Origin of the sequence: Veillonella parvula (assembly GCF_048309325.1) — a bacterium.
In the GTDB taxonomy this organism is placed as follows: Bacteria; Bacillota; Negativicutes; order Veillonellales; family Veillonellaceae; genus Veillonella; species Veillonella parvula_T.
In genome coordinates this window covers 445,019-467,028 of the sequence record NZ_DBFBTX010000002.1, presented here as the reverse complement: position 1 = coordinate 467,028, position 22,010 = coordinate 445,019, and the positions used below count along the sequence as shown (strand labels likewise).

The following is a 22,010-nucleotide window of genomic DNA, read 5'->3' as shown; positions in this document are numbered from 1 at the left end:
TAATCTTGGAAGTCAGCTTGACCTTTTTCAGCCAATACTTTAGTGATTGCAGCAGTCAAAGTAGTTTTACCATGGTCAACGTGACCGATTGTACCGATGTTAACATGCGGTTTCGTACGTTCAAATTTTTCTTTTGCCATTAGGATTATATCCTCCTTCACAAAAACAAATTACATTCTAGTATTAATATAATATATTAACCCTAATTTATCAATGGAATATAAGATTTCCTTACCTATTATTATACCATATATACAAAGTCTTAGAATAGCATGTCATATGTAAAGAAATAAAAAAATCCCCACCAAGGTGAGGTTTAATGGTGGCGGCACACGGATTTGAACCGCGGACACACCGGGTATGAACCGATTGCTCTAGCCAACTGAGCTATGCCGCCATGTATGGAGCTAGTGACCGGGATTGAACCGGTGACCTTATCCTTACCAAGGATACGCTCTGCCGACTGAGCTACACCAGCACAATGAACGATCATTTCACTGTGGTTTTTATGGTTGCGGGGACAGGACTTGAACCTGCGACCTTCGGGTTATGAGCCCGACGAGCTACCAACTGCTCCACCCCGCTATGAATGGTGGAGGGAGAAGGATTCGAACCTTCGAAGTCGAAGACGGCAGATTTACAGTCTGCTCCCTTTGGCCGCTCGGGAATCCCTCCATAAATAAAATGGAGCTGGCGATAGGAATTGAACCCACAACCTGCTGATTACAAGTCAGCTGCTCTACCTATTGAGCTACGCCAGCATCATTACGACAAGATGAATTGTATCACCTAGCACACTAAGTGTCAAGAACCTTTTAAAAACTTTTTTGAAGTTTTTCGTCCACTGTGGTCACCCTTAGTGCTTAATCATAATAACATGAAACGATACCCTATGCAAGTATTTTGTCAAAAAAAATTTATATTTTATCAATCCTCTATAAAATGCCTTGTTTTCAGGATATATACAGTAATCAACTTTTATTTACTAGTATATTCTTTATATACCTTTACATAGTTTCATTCCTTACCAGTCCATGTCTGCTAACATCCATATTTCAGGTTTACTAAAATCAAATAATAGGAAATTACAAAACTATATTTTTTACCTAATAACTGTAATTATATAACTAAAAAAGGAGATAGCCCGCTATCTCCTTCTATACATCTATAGTTTTCCCTATATTCAACCAATATGTTCAAACATACATTTAGTCGATTGCAATAACATGATCTGGATGTGCAATACTAACTACAGCATGTTTAGGATTATTGTTATGTTCTAAGTACAACTGATCCCCTTCAATATGTCCACGCCAGCCAACGACAATAGGATACTTCTTACTAATAGTTTTTAACAACTCAAATGGTTTTAGATTTAAGATAGGTGCAAAGAATACATTAATGCCATCTAGCAAGACTACTTCCGTATCGCTACGGCTAAGAGCACGGCAAATAACTTCTTCCGCTAATTGAGGCCGTTCATCACGAGGCACGAGCAAAAACTCTTCCTCGATGAGTTGCTTAGCTTCCAAGTATTTCCAGCCCTTCTGCTCAGACAATTCACGAATTAGCAAACTTTTACCAGAACCTGGACCACCAACGATAAACAATATACGTTCATCATCACCTTGAATCTTTTCCCAACGTTCTTTTACATCTTGTACAGTAACCATACCCTTTGCCTCCTCGCTGTGACCTATCCTATTTTACAGGACGGTCAGATAACATAACGGATTTGATATATTGGTTTTTATCATCTAGGGCAAACTGTAAATAAGAGTTGCTTGCCGCTGGATTTTTATATTCATATACGGTAGACGTCCCCGCCTTTGTTGTAGATTCAACAATACGAGTTGGCATACCATACACAAAGAGCAATAAATATTTGGTATCACCCATCGCGATTCCACGACGTGTAGGCGTATAAACATTTAATAATACGCGATTGATAAGATCTTTTTTATCTACACTCACACCGTATTCATTATAGCCAATAAATGTGGAGCCAAACAATATGCCTTGATGTTTCCAATCATTATTAGGATCATTAACAAAATGGTCATTCAACTTGAAACCACGCAATACAAAATCATCAGCCGTAAGTGTACCAGCTTCAAAATCATACACTTCAGCTTTCGGCAATCCAAACCTAGGCCATACTTGTCCACTAATAATGTCTACAGCCTCTATATTGCTTTGTTTAATGGTGAAAGCAATATATTCTTTTTGCTGACCAAGCATAGATTGTTGTTGGCTATTACTATTTGTATTCTCTACAGGACTCTTAAACTCCTTTTTTTGAGGCAATGAATTTTCGGAATGCCCCTCATAAAGGAAAATATACGTCTCATTTTTCTTATCACGCCACATCGCATTAGGACTGCCATAGGCAAATATCAATTCCATCCGTGTGCTACCAGGGCCAATGTCACGTACTGTATTAGCGCCTTTTTTCGTACTATGAATATTTGTAATAGTATTTGGTTCAAAGAAGTAAGTCGCCCCTTGACCGCGCAATTGATTGTTAACCAACAATTCTTGAGCAGGTCCAGTATATACAGTTACTGCTACATCTTTCATGTAATACGTAGTAAAGTTATCACGTACCTCAGTTTTTTCTACATCTTTTGGGACTTCAAACTGATTCCCCAATCGGTATGTGCCAATAGCATAGTCATCTTGAGAACCTAAAGGCGGTAAACTGTTTGCCGTATAAGACTTACCAATATCAGCTAAATTATTCTGAGTGATACTCGGCAAAGGACCTTCGTTCTCACTAGCCGCTTGCCAGAATTGTATAGAATCACCAAATTCAGTTACAGCCATTTGCTCTGCGAGCCATCCAGTTTTAGAACCTTCCTGTTTCGTTTTTGGGTCTAGCTTAACAACTCTAACTGGTGCATTATCAAGGTAAGACAAGCTATCAACCTCACCAGTTCCATCTACACTACCATCATTGCTCGCATTAGCGGAATCTTGAGCTACAACGTTAGTGTCATCAGTAGTTTCTACTGCAACTGGGTTAACAGTGGAAATGGCAGGCTCTGCTGCATAACTGATTGTAGTAGCACACAAGCCCACAAGGAGGGCTGCTACAATACGGCTCTTCATAGAATAGTTCATCGATTATTCTCCAACTGTGCACGCAACCAATTCAACCATGTTTCAAGACCGTTGTGGGCCGTGCAACTTACTTCAAAAATTTCTCCATTTGGATTTAAATTACGGATATCTTGTATTGCCTGCTCCTTTTTGAAAGGCACATAAGGCAATAAATCAATCTTGTTAATAAGGATGGCCTTAGACTCTTTAAAGATTAACGGATACTTAAGGGGCTTATCTTCACCTTCGGTAACAGATAAAATCGTTACTTTCATGCTTTCACCAATCTCAAATTCCGCAGGGCAGACTAAATTGCCTACATTTTCAATAATAATCATATCGAGATCATCAAGATTAAGATCACCTAAGGCATCTTGAATCATCTGTGCATCGAGATGGCACCCACCAACCGTATTAATCTGGATAACAGGCACACCCAACTCATGAATGCGCTTGGCATCCTTTGCCGTAAATAAATCGCCTTCAATAACGGCTAAGCGATAATCCTTTTTTAAATCTTGTAAGGTTGCCTCCAAAAGGGAGGTCTTACCTGCCCCAGGTGAACCTAACAGGTTAAATACAAATATATTCTTTTCCTTAAACAACTGTTGTAAGGACTCTGCAATAGCATCGTTTTTTGCCAGTACATTAGTTTTAACTTGAACTTGCATGCCCTAACCTTTCTATCAATCGATATCTATAGAGGTCACTTGTAGCTCGCGACCGCCTATAGTTTGTACGAAATGGCTGTCACAATAAGGACAAATAAACGTATAATTTTTTACAAAAAATATTTTATCACAATCTAAACACTTTCCTTCAATAGGAACTGTATTGATTTCTATGCGTGAGCCTTCCGCAGGTGTTCCCTTCGTAATGGCTTCCCAACAAAATAGCAATGAATCCGGTTCTACCCCACTCATTAAACCTAAGTCTAGTTGAATAGAATGAATGACTGTCGCATCATGTTGACGTAAGGTATCGAGCGCTACATCAAGAATACCTTCTGCTATAGACATCTCATGCATGATATGCCTCGTATACCGCTTCTAGCATCATTGTCGTTGTTACGGATCCAACACCTCCTGGTACAGGAGTAATGGCAGATGCAATATCTTTTACCGCTTCATAATCAACATCGCCTACCGTCTTACCTTCTAGTTCATTAATGCCTACATCGATAACAACAGCACCTGGCTTAATCATATCTGCTGTAATCATATGAGCACGACCCGCTGCAGCAATAACGATATCGCCACGTTTTACTTGTTCTGCCAAATCAGGGGTTCTGGAATGGCACATTGTAACCGTACCATGTGCACCAAGTGTCATAAGAGCTACCGGCTTACCAATCACTTGGCTACGACCGATTACTACCACATGTTTACCCTCTACAGGAATATCATAGTGGTTTAAAATCGCCATGCACGCCTTGGCAGTACAAGGGGCAAAGCCACCTTTACCGGCAGTTACAAGACCAATATTATACGTAGTTAGACCATCGATATCTTTTTTAGGATCTAGCATATCGATAAGAGCCTCTGTATCAATGTGTTTAGGCATCGGCATTAACGGTAAAATCCCATGAACAGCCGCATCATTATTTAATTCTTGCAATGCTGTAACTACTTCATCCTGTGTAGCCGTTTCAGGTAATTGTTTTAACACAAAGCCATAGCCAAAGTTCTTGGCTGTCTTTTCCATAAATGTAGCGTACATATGAGCACCGTGGTCTTCACCAACGAGTAATACTGCCATAGTAATTACAGAGTCGCCAACTGCTGCAACTTTTTCTTGTAAAATCGCCTTGTGAGCGTCTGCTACTGCTTTACCGCGTAATTCGATCATAAGTATCTCCATTCATTCAAACTATCTATAAAATAAGGTGCCTCCGGAGAGGCACCTAAGTCTCTTATTCTATTATATAACGAACTGTCTATAATTTCTAATTATGACCGAATTCGTTTTATCTACGGAAATGAACAGTAATTGCTGTACCAGCCTGAACAGTTGTACCGCTACTTTCATCTTGAGATGTAGCCGTACCAGTTCCATCCGGTTTAAAGGCAAGTCCCGCCTTATGTAACCAATCACGCACTTCACCATAGGTAAAACCAGTAAAGTTAGGCAATGTAACAGAACCATCACTTCCCGGTTTTGGTTCAGGTAATGTATTAGCAGCTTTAACAGCTACTGGTGTACTTTCTTTAACATACGGACTCATTTGGTAATACCGTACAAGTTGAGATACGATGTCCTTAAATACAGGGGCTACAATTTGACTACCATAATAAGAACCCTTTTGTGGGTCATCAATAACGACAAGAACTACAAATTTTGGATCCTCTACAGGGCCAAAGCCAATAAAGGACGCAATGTATTGTCCGTCGAGATAACCGCCATGTTTGGTATCTAGTTTTTGCGCCGTACCAGTTTTACCGCCGAAGTGATAACCTTCTACCATCGCTTTTGTACCGCCACCTTCGGATACTTCTTTTTCTAGAATATCTACAATGGTTTTAGCGGTTTCCGCCGGAACTGGTTGTCCCACAACAGATGTTTCAGTCGTACTTGTTACATCGCCTTGAGAGTTACTATAAGACTTGATGATATGTGGTTTCATCATAGCCCCACCATTAGAAAGGGCACCAAAGACACGAACCATTTGTAATGGTGTAACCGCAATACCTTGACCGATAGACATTGTAGCAACGTCTAGCTTACTCATATCCTCTGGATTATACAAAATACCTGCTCCTTCACCAGGCAATTCAATACCTGTTTCAGAACCAAAGCCATAATCACGTACATATTTCGAGAGAATATCTGCCCCTGTTAATGTACCAATTTCAGCCATACCAGTATTAATAGAGTACTTCAAAATATCTAGCAAACGAACAGGACCATATCCCTCACCATTCCAGTTTCTAATGATATGTCCATTGGCAGCGAAGGCCCCTTTATCGTTATACACAGTGTCTAACTTCCATTTGCCTGCTGCAAGAGCTGCAGATGCAATGATAGGTTTGAATGTAGAACCTGGTTCATATAAATTGGTAACCGCAATATTTTTGAAAGCCTCTTCACCACTTTGGTTGTAGTTATTAGGATCATAACTTGGACGATTGGCCATCGCTAATATTTCACCGGTCTTTGGATCCATAACGATAACGCTGGCATGCTTAGCTCCTGTATCAACCATCGCCTTATCAAGAGCGCGTTCTGCAATAAATTGAATTGTTGCATCGATGGTTAAGGTTACGCTTTTACCCTTATCTGGTAAAAATTTAGATAGTACGGAACCAAAGATGGCATTCCCTTTATTATCAGTAGCTACAATTTCTTGTTGTACGCCCCCCTTTAATTCGTCATCGAGAACCATTTCTAGACCATCAAGCCCTTTATCATCAGTGCCGACAAAGCCTAATACTTGTGCCGCTAAGACACCATTTGGATAATAGCGCTTAGATTCTTCAACGAAATTAAGGCCTGCAATATTATTATCCTTAATAACTTGTTGTACCGCTTTTGATTTGTCTGCATCCATCATACGATTCAACCAGACAAAGGCGGTATCCTCTTGCAAAGCTTTTACAATATTCTCTTTTGACATCGTTACATACGGTGAGATGAGCTCCGCAATCTCTTGAGGAGACTGTTTAATCATCTTCGGATCCGCATATAAAGATTTTGTAACTACACTCATCGCCAATGGCTTGCCATTACGGTCATAGATTGTACCCCGCGGCGATTGTAATTTTCTATCTACTTGAACTTGTAATAAGTTTTTCTTCTCTAGGTCAAAGGTATCAAAGACCTGTAACTGTGCTAAACGACCGATAAGGACGAAAGCAACGGTCATGAGTATGGCAAGGCACCATGTAGTGCGACTCCAATCACTCATGCGTAATAACGCTTTATTTAATAACTTCATCATTTCTCCACTGGACGGCGTAACTTATGGTCTAATGCATCATATAGCGCATCTGGTTCATTGGTAATCACTCCATTTTGTACCTGACCTAATAAATACTGCAATCCTTCCCCCACTTTATTCCCTGCAAGCTTAATAACACGTTCATCATAATTTAAATCCTTTGTATGGATAGGCATCTCTAGGCTCAGATCTGCCATACATTCACCAAAGGCTAAGGTTCCATCAGTCGATGCATAAGGCTTCCCACAGCCTAACACATCAGCAGCACAAACCTTAGATAATTGCTCCCATGCAGTTCGCATAATTTGACTATCTCGAAACTCACCGCTGCGAGCCTCTTTACGGATCCACTTTTTCTCATTAGCTTCCCCATTTTGTACAAAATAGTGAAAGCGCATATGATTTTTTACAATCCAAGCTACACGGCGCACAAAAGCCTTAGGATAACCTAAACGAGTAAGCAAGGTTTCTGTCATTTCAGCACCTAATGTATCATGGCCACGATCCGTCAAACGTCCGTTAATAACAGCTCGTACCGCCGGCATACCCTTTGCTACATCGTGTAACAGTGCACCCCAACGTAATATTAAATCTGGTTCTGTATGAGATACAACGGCTAATGTATGATACCAACCATCAAATTCGTGAAAGTCTTTTTCTTGTGGTAAATTCACAAGATGGTATAGCTCTGGTAAAATAGGCACTTCACGAGCGACGCCATTTTCTACAACGCGACAAGAACACTCGGCCAAGCGAGATTGTACTAATACATCAAGGCCCTTAGCCACAGCGGGCTCTAACATGAGTCGGTCCAGTTCACTACGGACTCTCTCGAGAGATAACCCAGGCACACGATGAAATGCCTTTGGCATAGCTTCTAATAAATCTTCGGTAGGTAAGAAATCTAGCTTTGCCACAAAGCGGCATGCTCTAAATAATCGCAATGCGTCTTCTTCGAAGCGTTGCTGTGCATTCCCAATGGTTCGCAATGTCTTATGCTTGATATCTCGGCGTCCCCCTACTAGGTCTATGACCTCACCAAAACGATTCATAGCCATACCATTGACCGTAAAGTCACGACGCAACACGTCTTCCTCTAAGGTATCGGCATAAGCGATTTCTTCTGGTCGATGACTATCCGCTCCATATCGTTCAGTGCGATACGTTGCAATTTCATATTGCTTTCCTTCTAGTGTAGCTACTACTACGCCAAAGGATTTTCCTACTAAGTCTGTCGTTTGAATATCTTGACCGCGTAGGACTTCAATTACCGTATTAGGACGTGCAGACGTCACAATATCAAAGTCATGAGGCTTTTGATGCATCAAAATATCACGCACTGCTCCGCCAATGATATAGGCTTCATAACCTGCTTCTTCCAATACAGTCAATATTCGATTGGCTTGTTCCATCATGCACACTCCTTTCTGAACTAGTCTAACCTTTATTTTACTACAAATGAAAGCATGAAAAAAGTGCAATCCTATAAGGATTGCACTCGTTCTGCAATAGCTGTACCCGTCGGTGTTACCGCAAGGCCGCCATCACTTGTTTCACGCAATGCTGCTGGCATAGCGCGACCGATATTATTCATTGCTTCAATAACTTCATCTGGTGGAATTTGACTTTCAATATTCATCAAAGCCAATTCAGATGCAGTAATGGCATGAACTGCATAGAAACCATTACGTTTAACGCACGGTACCTCTACAAGCCCTGCTACTGGATCACAGGCAAGGCCCAATAAGTTTTTCATACACAATGCGATAGCATGGCCTACTTGACGAGGCGCACCACCCATCATTTCTACAATGGCACCGGCGGCCATACAAGCGGCCGTACCAATTTCTGCTTGGCAACCACCAACGGCGCCAGCCACACAAGCACGATTCGCCACGACATTGCCAATACCAGAAGCAGCCAAGAAACCTTTTACTACTGTTTCTCTATCTAACTTGTAATGGTCTGCTACAGCTTTCACCGCACCAGGCATAACGCCACAAGAGCCTGCAGTAGGACAAGCAACAATGCGGAACATTTTCGCATTTGCTTCATTAACAGCAATAGCATAGGTCATTGCTTTATACGCAATATCACTCATAAATCTTGGCGTTTGACCATTAAGCTGTGCCGCCTGTCCACCGGACATACCAGAGGCCGTTTTCTCCGCATAATCTATACCATCTTGAATAGAACCTTCAAAGATATCTAACCGATGCTCAATTTCACGAATAACCGCTTCTTCACTGCGGTCATAATTTTCTAACTCATAACGCAGTACTACGTCACCGAAGGAAATATTATTTTCCTCTGCTAAGCGAATAATATCTGCAATTGTATCATATGCATAACTCATCATTCGCCCTCCTATAAAGCTTCAAAGGTCATGACATCTTGAATGCCTGGACACTCGCGCATAAACTGAACGGTAATAGGATTTACCACCGTATCTGTAGTAATGACCATCACTGCATCCTTGTGCTTACCCTTCCGAAACACGCGCATGGTAGCGATATTAATATCGGACTCACTTAATGCTTGGCTCACCAAAGAGATGGCGCCAGGTCTATCTTCATGGAATACAACAAGAGTAAACTCATCGCCAGTAATAGACATATCATTGCCATCTACTTCGGTAATCATAATTTGACCGCCACCAAGAGAACGACCAATCACAGTCATATGACGATTATGTTCATCGTACATATCAAAACGAACCACATTAGGATGACCTACATCAAGAGGAGACTCGATAAAGTTATACTCCATGCCCTCTTTTTCAGCTAATTTTTGAGCAACACGAATATTCGTATCATCCTCTTTAAAACCTAATAAGCCCCCAATCAAGGCACGGTCTGTACCATGGCCTTTATAGGTCTTAGCAAAAGAGCCGTATAAGGTTAAATCTACCTTTTTAGGTGTGGAACGGAATATGCACCGCGCCATCTTACCTAGCCGCGCAGCACCAGCTGTATGCGAACTAGACGGGCCAATCATGACAGGCCCTATAATATCAAAAATACTATTCATACACGCCTCTATATACACATAAACAATGTGAGAAAATCCTATTTCACCTATAGTATAGCAACCAATATCGAGCCTTGTCTATATGCACATTAGAGGCATATTTGTTTGCCTACAGAGGACTACTATTCTTGTGAAAGCTGTTCTAAAACTTTGTATATTGATGGGACGCATCCATATCTACAGTTATAAAAAGGAAAGACTATACTTATGCAGCGACATCTCCCCCTCACCTCACTATTCTGATGAAAGCTATTTTATGAGTTTGTATATTGATGGGACTTATATTTCAGAAACGTTTTACTTATGGGCATAACCTATTGAGGGCCGACTTACGCTGAGTATGGAGGCATGAGATAGGTTATGCCCATTAGTAATCTAGTTGTCGCAATACTGTCAGGCCCCATCAATAAACAAACACTCGATAGATAGCTTTCACAATAATAGTAAAAAAACGCACCTAAGGATAACCCTAGGTGCGTTATTTATAACAACAGTCCTAAATCATAAAAGAGAGGGGACGTAGGACTGTAGTTAACAGATTAATAGATCCTATTAGCCCAAGATAGCTTTCATGTCAGCTTCTGGAGTTGTAATTGGATGTAATTGGAATTTTTCTACCAAAATGTTCAATACATTGCTGGAGAAGAATTTAGGCAAGGAAGGTCCGATGTAAATGTTACGGATACCCAATGCTAACAATGTTAACAAGATACATACCGCTTTTTGTTCGTACCAGGACAATACCAATGTCAATGGCAAGTCGTTTACATCACATTCAAATGCACCAGCTAAAGCTACTGCTACTTGAATAGCGGAGTAAGCATCGTTACATTGACCCATATCAAGGATACGAGGGATACCACCGATTTCGCCGATGTTCATGTCGTTGAAACGGAATTTACCACAAGCCAATGTCAATACTACAGTATCATTTGGAGTTTGTTTAACGAATTCAGTGTAGTAGTTACGGCCTACTTTAGCACCGTCACAACCACCTACCAAGAAGAAGTGTTTGATTGCGCCAGCTTTTACAGCATCAATTACTTTATCAGCAATACCCAATACTGTGCCATGACCGAAACCTGTAGTTACTTCATGACCACCGTTGATACCAGTGAATTCTTGAGCTTCTTTGTAGCCGCCCGATTCGATAGCACGGTTGATAACTGCGGAGAAGTCTTTAGTACCATCTTCTTTTTCTTCGATATGTGCACAACCATCGAAACCTACCATATCTGTAGTGAAGATATTAGCTTTGTAGTTTTCTTTTGGTGGCATAATGCAGTTTGTAGTGAACAAGAATGCACCAGGAACATCAACAAATTCTTTTTGTTGGTTTTGCCATGCTGTACCGAAGTTACCTTTCAATTGAGGATGTTTCTTCAATTCAGGATAAGCGTGGCAAGGCAACATTTCACCATGAGTATAGATATTTACACCTTTACCATCAGTTTGTTCCAATAATTGTTTCAAGTCATGAAGGTCATGACCAGTTACAACGATAAAAGGACCTGGTTCTACAGTCAAAGGAACTGTAGTTGGTACAGGTGTACCATATGTTTCAGTATTAGCTTTATCAAGAACAGCCATACATTTCAAGTTAATTTGACCAAATTCCATCAAAAGATCAAGCCATTCTTCAGCACTGTGATCTTTAGCGAATTCTACCATGCCTTTAACGAACCAAGCGTCAACATCAGCATCGTGGAAGCCAAGGCGAGCAGCATGCCATGCATATGCAGCCATACCACGCATACCTAACAATAATGTGGAACGAAGGGATACGATGTCTTCTTCACCTTTCCACAATTGTTCCCAATCGAAATTTTGTTGAGCGCTATCCACTTTTGCATGGTAAGCATTTACTTCGTCAATGAATTCTTGAACGCGGTCTTCAGAGAAGTTTACGTTTGTTACACACATGAACAAACCGCGCATAATATAATCGATACCTTCTTTAGTATGACCCTTTACGTCTAAAGCGCGAGCCAAGCCAACTAAGGCAGCAGTTAATTCGTCTTGTAAGTTAGCAACTGGTGCAGTTTTACCACATACACCTTGTACAGTACAGCCACCTGGTGCTGCAGATTGTTCGCATTGATAACAGAACATACTCATTTAAAAATCCTCCTTTGCGAGACTTCCTCGCAGTCAAGCTAGATAATATAAAACCTATACATTACACTGATGTTTTATCAGTTGTCTGATTGATTACATTTGAAAGTATAACGTAAAGATGATACAATTTCTGTAGCTTGAGCAACAAATAAAAACTTTTTCAAAAATTTTCCTGACTTCCCTTATGGAACAGGTAGACCATTTAGTCTTATACTTTTATTATACAATAATCATTTTTAATTGCTATAGACTTTATCACACCGGAGGTGCTTATGAAACAAATACTTTCAAACGATATCATTAATCAATATATGCCCACCCTCGTGAAATGTCCTTTATTCAATACATTAGGAGAGCCAGAGCTGCGTAGCTATTTAAATAATGCCAAAGTTATCATCCACAGTTACCAAAAAAATGATTTTATAGCCCTCGCTGGAGATCCTATGGAGGGTATTGGTGTCATTCTTGAAGGCAGCGCTTTACTGACTCGTGAAAATGTAATGGGGCAACGGGTTATTATGGCAAACTTAGAGCAATCAGATATTTTTGGAGAAGCACTACTATTTAGCAAACAGCCTTTATGGCCTGCTACCATTAAAGCAACAAAAGCAACTAAAATTATGTTTATTCCCCTTGAAACCTTTATTAAAACATTACCGGATTGTCATCAATGCCAAACTAAAATCCTATCTAATCTATTAGAGGATTTATCTGAAAAAGCAATTCTATTAACCAGAAAAGTCCACTACCTCACATTAAAAGGGATGCGCGAAAAGATTTTTGCGTACTTAACAGATATTTATAAACGTCAGCATTCTAACACAATTCAATTACCCCACAACCGCGAGCAAATGGCTGAGGTTCTCAATGTATCTCGCACAGCCCTTAGCCGTGAATTAGGACGCCTTCGCGATGAAGGTCTCATTGATATTACAGGGCGCACCGTAACAATTAAAAATATTGAAGACATTGAAGAATTCGGCTTTAACACCTTTTAATACTTAATGTCTATTAAATTTAACAAACTAAAAAGTCTCTCAAGATTATCTTGAGAGACTTTTTTATTACACGACTCATAAAATATATAACGGTTTTAAGTATATAATAACTATATAATATAATTTTTCAAACTATATAGTGCTTAAAATTGTAAATTAGAACCAATGAGACAAATCAAATTCTTCACCAATGGTTGCTTTCACATGAGCACGACCTAAGTAAAGGCCTAACAATGTTAAGCTAATTTTAGACATTGGCGTGCTATCAAAGACATCAGCTAAGTCCAATAGAACCGGTGAAATATCATCCATGATATCACGCGCCTCTTGTCCCCTGAAAGCAGTAGGTTTGCTCTTCATCAGAGCTAAAAGATCACGTTGAACCATAGCATTAGAAATTCGTGTTTGTCTAAAGAATTGTGGTGCTAAAGACTCATCTACCAAGGCTAATTTATAAAGATTGGAGTTCAAGCTACGCACCACATAACGTGGATCCACACCATGACCATCTGTAGCACGGAAGAGTTCTTCCTTAGAGAAACCACGATAGTTGAATACAAACGGATATGAATTCGACAACACTTGGCATAAAGTGATAGGCTCTTGTTCTTCTTGTGTACAGCGTAAGTAGTCCAGCTGGCGATAGAAGGAATCATTTCGAGGTAAATCAGAGATGAATGGCTCAATATATTTTTCCACATAATGTTGGAAGTGAATCAATCCATAGTTATTAGAATTTCTAGAATATTGTAACAATAATGTTAAGGCCATAACTTGGAAGTGACCTAATGTTAAATGAGGTAATACACGTAATGCATCAAAAGCTACGAGGTATGGCGTACTAGATTTAGGAGATTGAACCACATCTAGAAAAGCACCTAACGCAGCGGACTTCATCCACTCTGTATTTGTAGCGGCATATGCCTTTTGCATACTCATCAACGCTTCTTGAATAACAATATTCTCTAGTAATGCATTCACTTCAACAATTTTTGTAATATTGAGAGCCGCTAAAGCATCTCTTGTAATAGATTCTACATAGTGTTGCGTATCACCATGTAACACCCCAAAGGAATGAACAAATGGTGCTATAGCCAACTCAACGCATTTATCCTCATGTGCCGTTTTTGCCCATTGACCATGCGGTTCCTCCTCTTCAGCTAAACTTGTTGCCGCCAATTGTGCTTCAATTTCAGAAGCATCAAACAAACGCGTTTCATCTAATACCGATGGACCTTCCGCGGTTTGTATTTCGTTTGCACCACCTATCATTTGTGTAGCATCTATGCTATCCGCTTCATCAGCTTCAAAGGCTTCCACAGATTCACCCATAGCAATTGTATCTTCAACAGAGTTAGCGCTATTGAGAAGTTCATCTGTAACAACATCGAGGACAATAGTTTTATCCACCAACGGAGTAACACCTTGATTGGCTTGATTAGCTTGCTTAAGATCTGATACAGCTGTCATCACAATGGTTTCATCCCCTATTGGTGTGCCATTATCCGAACCTATTGGTGTTCCATTATCCGAACCTAATGCTAACGCATATTCTCCCTCTGAAACATGACTTGAATTAGACTTTAGAGTACTTCTTTTATTATAAGAGGTATCTATAGGATCAACCAGAGGTTCAGCCGGTTCTCGCTCTTCACCGACCACCGTTTCAACTGTATCCGGAATTGATGCAGTATATACATTAGTTCCACTCGTATGTGTGATTGTTACATTGCCCTCTTGCGACTCCGTTGCAAATATAACATCATTATGCGCTTTAGGATTATTTTTATTACTTATGTTTTTATAGGATTTTTCTTTTGCCTTACTTTCACCATCACCACCGCTAAATACAGCATAGCAAACAGCAAAGAATCCCAATGCCACGACGGCTAATACAAAATACGGTATTAGGTTTGACATACTATCCCCCTACATCAATGCTTCATTATATGCAGCACGCTCACCGCCAATGCTCTTCGGACGAATACGACAAGCGGTCACATGTGCTTTCCCAATTTCTTTCACACAAAGACGTACAGGCACTGCAACGTGTTTCATGTGCATACCAATGAAAGTATCTCCAATATCGATGCCCACATCAGCTTGAATAAATTCAACCATCACAGGATCATCAAAATGTTCGTACGCCACCACAGCCAGGGCACCACCCGCATGACGTTGAGGAACAACATTAACTTCCTCCTCCCATGTCATAGCGCTACGGTCCATAACAAGTGCACGATTAATATGTTCACAACATTGAATCGCCAAGTTAAGTCCTTTAGCCTTAACAGCATTGTATATTTCATCAAATACGACCTGAGCCACATCAAGGTGAGAGTCAGTGCCGATTTTTTTACCTACAATTTCGCTAGTGGAACAGCCAACAACGAATAATTGACCTTCGCGAACCTTTGCTAAATCAAGTAATTCAGCCATCGCGTTGCGAGTTGACTGACGAATAGTTTCTACAGAAGTCATGTTATCGCCTCACTCAAATTGAATGTATAAAATCTATATGTATATTATCATAAAACCGACAGAATCGGTAGACTAAACTCTACACGTAACGGATGAACATCTTATGATTATAGCTTAACAACAAAAAGAGGCTTGCTTTAGCAAGCCTCTTTCAATCACTCAATGGTGATATTAGATTTTTCTGTAAGGTTTTTGGCCTAATTCGTAGAAGTTATTACCTTCAGTATCGCCAACTACGATGCAAGGGAAATCTTCAACAGTCAATTCAGCCAAAGCTTCTGGTCCAAGTTCACCATAAGCAAGTACTTCATATTTTTTGATGGATTTTGCAATCAATGCTGCCGCGCCACCAACTGCTGCGAAGTATGTGCAACCATTTTTCTTCATGGATTCAACTACTTCTGGTTTACGGGAACCTTTACCAATCATGCCTTTGATACCTTGATCAAGCATTGTTGGTGTGTAAGCATCCATACGACCGGAAGTTGTAGGACCAGCGGAACCAATTGGATCACCAGGTTTTGCAGGTGTTGGTCCAAGATAATAAACGAATTTATTTGTCCAGTCGATTGGTAATTTTTCACCACGCGCTAAAGCTTCAGTCATAACTTTATGAGCAGCGTCACGAGCGGAGTAAATTTTACCAGTGATAAGAACGCTATCACCAACTTTTAATTTGCGGGAAAACTCTTCATTATATTCTTCAGTATTAATGCGAATTGATTCAGCCATTGTTTTTACCTCCTATCGATTAAAGTACTACGTGAGCATGACGAGCAGCATGGCACATGATAGTAACTGCAACAGGAAGACCTGCGATGTGAGTTGCACCCCATTCGATGTTTACACCGATACAAGTTGTAGTGCCACCCAATTGTGGTCCAATACCAGTTTTGTTAACCATTTCCATGATTTCTTCTTCTAATTTTGCATAGTCTGCATCTTTATGAGGTACGCTAATGTCACGAAGCAACGCTTTTTTGGACATAACTGCTGCTTGGTCCATAGTACCGCCAATACCAATGCCGAGTACAATTGGAGGGCATGGGTTAGGACCTGCATGTTTTACGATTTCAAGGACTGCATTTTTAACGCCTTCCACACCATCAGCAGGTACGAGCATAGCTACATCGGATTTATTTTCAGAACCGAAACCTTTTAATTCTACTTGAATATCTACTTTATCGCCAGGAACGATTTCAGTGTAGATGATTGCAGGTGTGTTATTTTGTGTATTTTTACGGTTGAACAATGGTTCAGCTACAACGGATTTACGAAGATAACCTTCAACATAACCAGCTGCAACACCAGCATTGATAGCTTCTGTAAGATCACCACCAACGAAATGAACATCTTGACCAACTTTTAAGAATACCATAGTCATACCAGTATCTTGGCAGTATGGACGATCTTCAGCATCGGCAATTTCTGCATTTTTAATAATTTGATCAAGAACGATACGACCTACCGAAGACTCTTCTGTTTCACGGCCTTTTTTCAAACCTTCATAGATGTCTTTTGGCAAGTGGTAAGCTGCGTCCATACACATTTGACGGACTGTTTTTGTGATTTCAGATACTTGAATCTCGCGCAAGATAATCCCTCCTCAGGAAAATAGTTGAATATTAATTCTAATACCGATGAGATAAAATAAAATTCTCAAACATATGAAAGAATATCTATCTCAAACCGATGAGATTAACTCTATACATAAATCGTAGCACACAATATAAGGGGATTCAACGTCTCACCTATACAGTTTTCTCAATGCTTTTCCAGTTTTTGAGAATTGTTTTCATGAATATTTTTGTATATATTTCGGTTTTTCAATAGCCTACATAGACTTTATTCTCCAGTCACTAAAAAAGCCCCATTCTGTGATAAAAGTCATAGTCTATCACATATCAATAAGATTTTAATATCTTATATTTTTACCTACTTTCTTATATATAAATTTGGTTTAAAATGAACCACAAACATAGACTATATCTAATAAGATAAATACACTTTCATCTTAACTGATACTACTTTTCAACTAAATCTTTTAAACTTTTCTATAATGCATATGTATACCGATTATCTTCAATATACTTATATTGCTAACTCCCATTCATTTAGAGCCATACAATCACCTTAGAACGCAGTAAATATCTATAGTTAATAAGCTCTATAGATTTTATTAATTTTAATGACTCTCTCATCAAAATTATTGATAACTAATTTTATTTATAAAGTTATGTCTTTTAGTCATAATTGACAATATCTATTTTATAGTGTTCTAAAAAAAATGCTTGCTTTTATAATTAAACTAACATATAATAACAATCGTACCATTCCTCGATAGCTCAGTCGGTAGAGCAATCGGCTGTTAACCGATCGGTCGTAGGTTCGAGTCCTACTCGAGGAGCCATTTTGGCCCGTTGGTCAAGCGGTTAAGACACCGCCCTTTCACGGCGGTATCCCGGGTTCGATTCCCGGACGGGTCACCACCATGGACGATTAGCTCAGCTGGGAGAGCGCCTGCCTTACAAGCAGGATGTCGGCAGTTCGATCCTGTCATCGTCCACCAGACTAAAGAAGCAAGCTATTAAGCTTGCTTCTTTTTTTTGTATATATGATATAATAATATAAATTGTATAATTTGTAATTTTAAAAGAGTTTTATTAAGAGGAGGAATTATGTTACATAACTTCGGACTCTATAAACGTCCACTACTTACAGTACTTGCTGTACTACTCACAACTGCATTTACAACAGCCAGTGCCGCTATGATCGATTTGAGTCAATTAACACCAAATACAACACAACCTGTAGCTCTTAGCACTATACAAAGTAGCACAAGTAATGAAGCTCCTACATTAGCCCCTGAAACGAATATGGAGCCTGTCATAAAAGTGGCTGCAACACCAACATCTACACCGATTTCTGGAGCTCCAGAAAAAGCCACAATTAATACTTCTAGTACAAGTCATGATGGACACTTAGAAAACTTTCCGAGCCGTAAAGTTACTATTGTTGTACCAGCAAATTTGCGCAATGAAAACACAGCTCAATTTGGTCGCTACATGACAGATCGCTTATCAAATACACTTAAATATCCTTACTATAATACAACCATCGTAAGTACTAACACACCAACTGCAGAAATTAAAGCCGCTGATCTTGCTCAAATTGCAGAGGCCCAAAATTCTGAAATCGTTATTATGCCTGTACCATTACAAGACGTATATGTACAAGTTAATACTATTAATAGCCCAGATCCGTATAATAAGGATAATCATGAAATTTATATCGCCGCAAAGGTTAATGCCCTTTTATACTATTATGATGTAAACGATAAGATAATCCATACTGTTCGTACGGGCTTCAACCAAACTGATGACTCTTTGACTATGCCAACACATAAATCAGTTTGGAACAAAGTTATGACTATATTACTTGATAAATTACCATATAAACGAATTCCAACAGACCGTGACCGTTACCAAGCACCTGGTATCAATTCTGAGGCACCTGTTGTACTAGATTTTCAAGTAGAACAACCTAAGAATACTGCGTACTCCTTAAAAGGTGTGAGCGTTTTATAATCAAAATTAGAAAGATAAAAAGGCTAGCCAGCTGGCTAGCCTTTTTCTTATAACATTTTTGTAACATGCAAGCGCAATAAGGCACGTTGCAATGCTGCTTCCGCTCTTTCTACATCAATATCAGGTGTAGGATTTGATAACCGACCTTCAGCACGCTCTTTAGCTCGACGAGCACGTTCCACATCAATGAATGTTGGATCTTGACAGTCAGGGGTTACAATACTCACCTTATTATGTTCAATTTCACAGAAGCCCCCAAATACAGCATATTCACGAGATGTTCCATCTGGTTGATCAATGCGTAAAGGTGCCAAGTCTAATGCGATAATCATAGGTGCATGGTTTGGCAAAATACCAAAAGCACCATCGATAGCTTTACCTACAAAGAATGTAGATTTGCCTTCGAATACAATCGCATCAGGTGTAATTATCTGTAGGGTCATAGGTTCCGCCATGGATTATTCCCCCTTCTCTTGCATTTCCTTTGCTTTTTGAACGGCTTCATCTATGGTACCAACCATGTAGAATGCACCTTCTGGCAATTCATCATGTTTACCATCCAAGATTTCTCTGAAGCCTCTCAATGTTTCGGACAATGGCACATATTTACCAGGAGAACCGGTAAATACTTCTGCTACGAAGAATGGTTGACTCAAGAAACGTTGAATCTTACGAGCGCGAGATACAGTGAGTTTATCTTCGTCAGACAATTCTTCCATACCGAGGATTGCGATAATATCTTGAAGATCGCGATATTTTTGCAATACTTCTTGTACTCCACGAGCTACTGCGTAGTGCTCTTCACCAAGTACATGTGGGTCCAAAATACGGCTTGTAGAGTCCAGAGGATCCACCGCTGGATAGATACCAAGTTCCGCAATGGAACGAGACAATACTGTTGTCGCATCCAAGTGAGCGAATGTCGCTGCTGGAGCCGGGTCAGTCAAGTCATCGGCAGGTACATATACAGCTTGTACGGAGGTAATAGAGCCTTCTTTTGTAGATGTAATACGCTCTTGCAATGCCCCTACGTCATTAGCCAATGTAGGTTGGTAACCTACGGCAGATGGCATACGACCTAAGAGGGCGGATACTTCGGACCCCGCTTGAATAAAGCGGAAGATGTTATCAATGAACAAGAGCACGTCTTGTTTTTTCACATCACGGAAGTATTCAGCCATTGTAAGACCAGTAAGACCTACGCGCATACGAGCCCCTGGTGGCTCATTCATTTGTCCATATACGAGGGCTGTTTTATTGATAACGCCAGACTCTTTCATTTCGTTCCACAAGTCATTACCTTCACGAGTACGTTCCCCTACACCGGAGAATACGGAATAGCCGCCGTGCTCTGTAGCAACATTGTGAATCAATTCCATAATCAATACGGTTTTACCTACACCGGCACCACCGAAAAGACCGATTTTACCACCTTTTACGTATGGAGCGATAAGGTCAACGACCTTAATACCTGTTTCCAAGATTTGTGTATCTGGAGAAAGGTCATCAAATTTAGGTGCTGGACGGTGAATAGGCCATTTTTCATCAGCCACAACTGGAGCTGGATCATGGTCTACAGTTTCACCAAGTACGTTAAAGATACGACCCAATACACCTTCCCCTACAGGAACGGAAATTGGAGCACCAGTATCTTCCGCTTCCATATTACGTGTCATACCGTCAGTAGAACTCATGGCAACGCAACGAACTGTATCGTCGCCTAAGTGTTGCATAACCTCTACTACGATTTTTTGTCTATCGTGTGCCTTGTGGTCATGGTAGATGTGGATGGCGTTGTAGATAGCTGGTAAATGACCAGCATCAAAGCGCACGTCTACAACTGGGCCGATGACCTGCACAACTTTACCAATATTATTACTCATCGACAGATGTCTCCTTATCTATTGCAAGGCATTAGCGCCACCAACGATTTCAGAAATTTCGTTTGTAATGCTAGATTGACGCAATTTGTTGTATTCAAGGCCTAAGGACTCAATGAGTTCCCCTGCATTATCTGTAGCCGATGTCATGGCCGTCATACGAGCACCCAATTCACTAGCTGCAGATTGCAACAATCCATTATAAACTGTAATTTCTAAGTATTTTGGCAGCAACGCCTCCAAGACGGATACGGCGGATGGCATGAAATCATACGCTTCGCCTTTTACCTCATCTTGTGGTTGCTCTATTGGCAACAAGCGCTCAGCCTGTGCAATTTGCGTCATAGAATTTACAAAACGTGTATAGATCATGATGACTTCGTCTACTTCATGACGTTCATATAGTGAAAGTGCTTCATGCATGATAGTACGCGCATGTTCATAGGATGGTTTATCAGAAAAGCCCGCATAAGACTTATCGATACGAATACCTCTAGATTTCATGCTGTCTCTAGGCTTTCTGCCTGCCGTGATAACACGGTATGTATCAGGAGATTTACCATATAATTGTTCCATAGCAAATTTCAACACATTAGACGAGAATGCCCCTGCAAGACCTTTATCTGCACCTACTACAATATAGCAAGTACGCTCTACAGGTCGCACATCTAAGAGAGGACTTTCAAAGCCTTCTAAATCACTATTAGACATATGACGCAAGATTTGCCCTATCTTTTCTGCGTAAGGACGAGTAGCTTCCGCTTTTGTTTGTGCCCTACGAAGACGAGCAGAAGCTACCATCTTCATCGCTTTTGTAATTTGTTGCGTATTGGTAACACTTTTTATGCGTTTTCGCAAATCTTGTGCACTAGCCATA

At 40.2% G+C, this 22,010-nt stretch carries 20 protein-coding genes and 8 tRNA genes; 5 read left to right on the top strand and 23 right to left on the bottom strand.

What is annotated here, in order from left to right:
- The 16 genes from ACMKPP_RS02485 to hcp form a co-directional block, all read right to left on the bottom strand.
- Positions 1–140: GTP-binding protein (locus tag ACMKPP_RS02485; RefSeq protein ID WP_373822061.1), on the bottom strand; the 140-nt coding region annotated here is incomplete at its 3' end.
- A 180-nt stretch (positions 141–320) separates the two neighbouring features.
- A tRNA-Met gene (locus tag ACMKPP_RS02480) sits at positions 321–397 on the bottom strand.
- Between the two features lie 5 nt (positions 398–402).
- A tRNA-Thr gene (locus ACMKPP_RS02475) sits at positions 403–478 on the bottom strand.
- A 31-nt stretch (positions 479–509) separates the two neighbouring features.
- Positions 510–585, bottom strand: a tRNA-Met gene (locus ACMKPP_RS02470).
- 5 nt (positions 586–590) lie between these two features.
- Positions 591–675, bottom strand: a tRNA-Tyr gene (locus ACMKPP_RS02465).
- 10 nt (positions 676–685) lie between these two features.
- Positions 686–761 (bottom strand) — tRNA-Thr (locus ACMKPP_RS02460).
- Between the two features lie 447 nt (positions 762–1,208).
- A complete protein-coding gene (gene brxF / locus ACMKPP_RS02455) occupies positions 1,209–1,673 on the bottom strand; it encodes a BREX-3 system P-loop-containing protein BrxF (protein WP_004695092.1) in 465 nt (154 codons plus the stop codon).
- A gap of 28 nt (positions 1,674–1,701) precedes the next feature.
- Positions 1,702–3,123: a hypothetical protein gene (locus ACMKPP_RS02450; RefSeq protein WP_004697547.1), complete on the bottom strand. Its 1,422-nt coding sequence runs from the start codon at positions 3,121–3,123 to the stop codon at positions 1,702–1,704.
- Positions 3,120–3,773, bottom strand: coding sequence for a hydrogenase nickel incorporation protein HypB (hypB, locus tag ACMKPP_RS02445; RefSeq protein ID WP_004697543.1), 654 nt, complete (start codon positions 3,771–3,773; stop codon positions 3,120–3,122). The genes ACMKPP_RS02450 and hypB overlap by 4 nt, the downstream gene beginning before the upstream one ends.
- A gap of 15 nt (positions 3,774–3,788) precedes the next feature.
- Complete coding sequence (locus tag ACMKPP_RS02440) at positions 3,789–4,130, bottom strand: hydrogenase maturation nickel metallochaperone HypA/HybF (RefSeq protein WP_008714928.1); 342 nt, start codon at positions 4,128–4,130, stop codon at positions 3,789–3,791.
- Positions 4,123–4,950, bottom strand: coding sequence for a bifunctional 5,10-methylenetetrahydrofolate dehydrogenase/5,10-methenyltetrahydrofolate cyclohydrolase (locus ACMKPP_RS02435; RefSeq protein WP_060924355.1), 828 nt, complete (start codon positions 4,948–4,950; stop codon positions 4,123–4,125). Before ACMKPP_RS02435 ends, ACMKPP_RS02440 begins: the two co-directional genes overlap by 8 nt.
- A 118-nt stretch (positions 4,951–5,068) precedes the next feature.
- Positions 5,069–7,036 carry a penicillin-binding transpeptidase domain-containing protein gene (locus ACMKPP_RS02430; RefSeq protein ID WP_182321337.1) on the bottom strand — a complete coding sequence of 656 codons (1,968 nt, stop codon included), beginning with the start codon at positions 7,034–7,036 and terminating at the stop codon, positions 5,069–5,071.
- Positions 7,036–8,454 carry a CCA tRNA nucleotidyltransferase gene (locus ACMKPP_RS02425; protein ID WP_058948091.1) on the bottom strand — a complete coding sequence of 473 codons (1,419 nt, stop codon included), beginning with the start codon at positions 8,452–8,454 and terminating at the stop codon, positions 7,036–7,038. Before ACMKPP_RS02425 ends, ACMKPP_RS02430 begins: the two co-directional genes overlap by 1 nt.
- A 68-nt stretch (positions 8,455–8,522) precedes the next feature.
- Positions 8,523–9,395 (bottom strand): L-serine ammonia-lyase, iron-sulfur-dependent, subunit alpha, encoded by an 873-nt coding sequence (gene sdaAA, locus ACMKPP_RS02420; protein ID WP_119206933.1) that lies wholly within the window; start codon positions 9,393–9,395, stop codon positions 8,523–8,525.
- Between the two features lie 11 nt (positions 9,396–9,406).
- Positions 9,407–10,069: an L-serine ammonia-lyase, iron-sulfur-dependent subunit beta gene (sdaAB, locus tag ACMKPP_RS02415; protein ID WP_156720014.1), complete on the bottom strand. Its 663-nt coding sequence runs from the start codon at positions 10,067–10,069 to the stop codon at positions 9,407–9,409.
- A gap of 552 nt (positions 10,070–10,621) precedes the next feature.
- On the bottom strand, positions 10,622–12,187 hold the full coding sequence (hcp, locus tag ACMKPP_RS02410; RefSeq protein WP_418369262.1) for a hydroxylamine reductase: 1,566 nt from the start codon (positions 12,185–12,187) through the stop codon (positions 10,622–10,624).
- 272 nt (positions 12,188–12,459) lie between these two features.
- Between hcp and ACMKPP_RS02405 the strand changes: the two genes are divergently transcribed.
- Positions 12,460–13,185 (top strand): Crp/Fnr family transcriptional regulator, encoded by a 726-nt coding sequence (locus tag ACMKPP_RS02405; RefSeq protein ID WP_021148534.1) that lies wholly within the window; start codon positions 12,460–12,462, stop codon positions 13,183–13,185.
- 156 nt (positions 13,186–13,341) lie between these two features.
- Here ACMKPP_RS02405 and ACMKPP_RS02400 read toward each other — a convergent pair whose 3' ends face one another.
- The 4 genes from ACMKPP_RS02400 to ACMKPP_RS02385 all read right to left on the bottom strand — a co-directional run bounded on the left by ACMKPP_RS02400 (position 13,342) and on the right by ACMKPP_RS02385 (position 17,260).
- Positions 13,342–15,105 (bottom strand): LPO_1073/Vpar_1526 family protein, encoded by a 1,764-nt coding sequence (locus tag ACMKPP_RS02400; RefSeq protein ID WP_008602460.1) that lies wholly within the window; start codon positions 15,103–15,105, stop codon positions 13,342–13,344.
- Between the two features lie 9 nt (positions 15,106–15,114).
- Positions 15,115–15,666, bottom strand: a complete 552-nt coding sequence (locus ACMKPP_RS02395; protein ID WP_287510068.1) for a TIGR01440 family protein — start codon at positions 15,664–15,666, stop codon at positions 15,115–15,117.
- 171 nt (positions 15,667–15,837) lie between these two features.
- The gene (locus tag ACMKPP_RS02390) at positions 15,838–16,398 is read right to left on the bottom strand and encodes a Fe-S-containing hydro-lyase (protein ID WP_004695073.1); all 561 of its coding nucleotides are present in this window, start codon (positions 16,396–16,398) and stop codon (positions 15,838–15,840) included.
- A 19-nt stretch (positions 16,399–16,417) separates the two neighbouring features.
- The gene (locus tag ACMKPP_RS02385; protein WP_004695072.1) at positions 16,418–17,260 is read right to left on the bottom strand and encodes a fumarate hydratase; all 843 of its coding nucleotides are present in this window, start codon (positions 17,258–17,260) and stop codon (positions 16,418–16,420) included.
- Positions 17,261–18,000: 740 nt separating this feature from the next.
- Here ACMKPP_RS02385 and ACMKPP_RS02380 point away from each other — a divergent pair.
- The 4 genes from ACMKPP_RS02380 (at position 18,001) to ACMKPP_RS02365 (ending at position 19,253) form a co-directional block, all read left to right on the top strand.
- Positions 18,001–18,076 (top strand) — tRNA-Asn (locus tag ACMKPP_RS02380).
- Between the two features lie 4 nt (positions 18,077–18,080).
- Positions 18,081–18,155 (top strand) — tRNA-Glu (locus ACMKPP_RS02375).
- A 4-nt stretch (positions 18,156–18,159) separates the two neighbouring features.
- Positions 18,160–18,235: transfer RNA gene (locus ACMKPP_RS02370), tRNA-Val, on the top strand.
- A gap of 109 nt (positions 18,236–18,344) precedes the next feature.
- Positions 18,345–19,253, top strand: a complete 909-nt coding sequence (locus tag ACMKPP_RS02365) for a hypothetical protein (RefSeq protein ID WP_058948096.1) — start codon at positions 18,345–18,347, stop codon at positions 19,251–19,253.
- A 47-nt stretch (positions 19,254–19,300) separates the two neighbouring features.
- Here ACMKPP_RS02365 and atpC read toward each other — a convergent pair whose 3' ends face one another.
- Genes atpC through atpG form a run of 3 tightly spaced genes read right to left on the bottom strand, consistent with a single transcriptional unit; the run spans position 19,301 to position 22,009 of the window.
- Complete coding sequence (gene atpC / locus ACMKPP_RS02360) at positions 19,301–19,708, bottom strand: ATP synthase F1 subunit epsilon (protein ID WP_418369261.1); 408 nt, start codon at positions 19,706–19,708, stop codon at positions 19,301–19,303.
- A 3-nt stretch (positions 19,709–19,711) separates the two neighbouring features.
- Positions 19,712–21,136: a F0F1 ATP synthase subunit beta gene (atpD, locus tag ACMKPP_RS02355; protein ID WP_004695069.1), complete on the bottom strand. Its 1,425-nt coding sequence runs from the start codon at positions 21,134–21,136 to the stop codon at positions 19,712–19,714.
- Positions 21,137–21,154: 18 nt separating this feature from the next.
- Entirely contained in the window at positions 21,155–22,009 is an 855-nt protein-coding gene (atpG, locus tag ACMKPP_RS02350; RefSeq protein WP_418369260.1) for an ATP synthase F1 subunit gamma, read from the bottom strand.
- Position 22,010 lies beyond the last annotated feature (1 nt).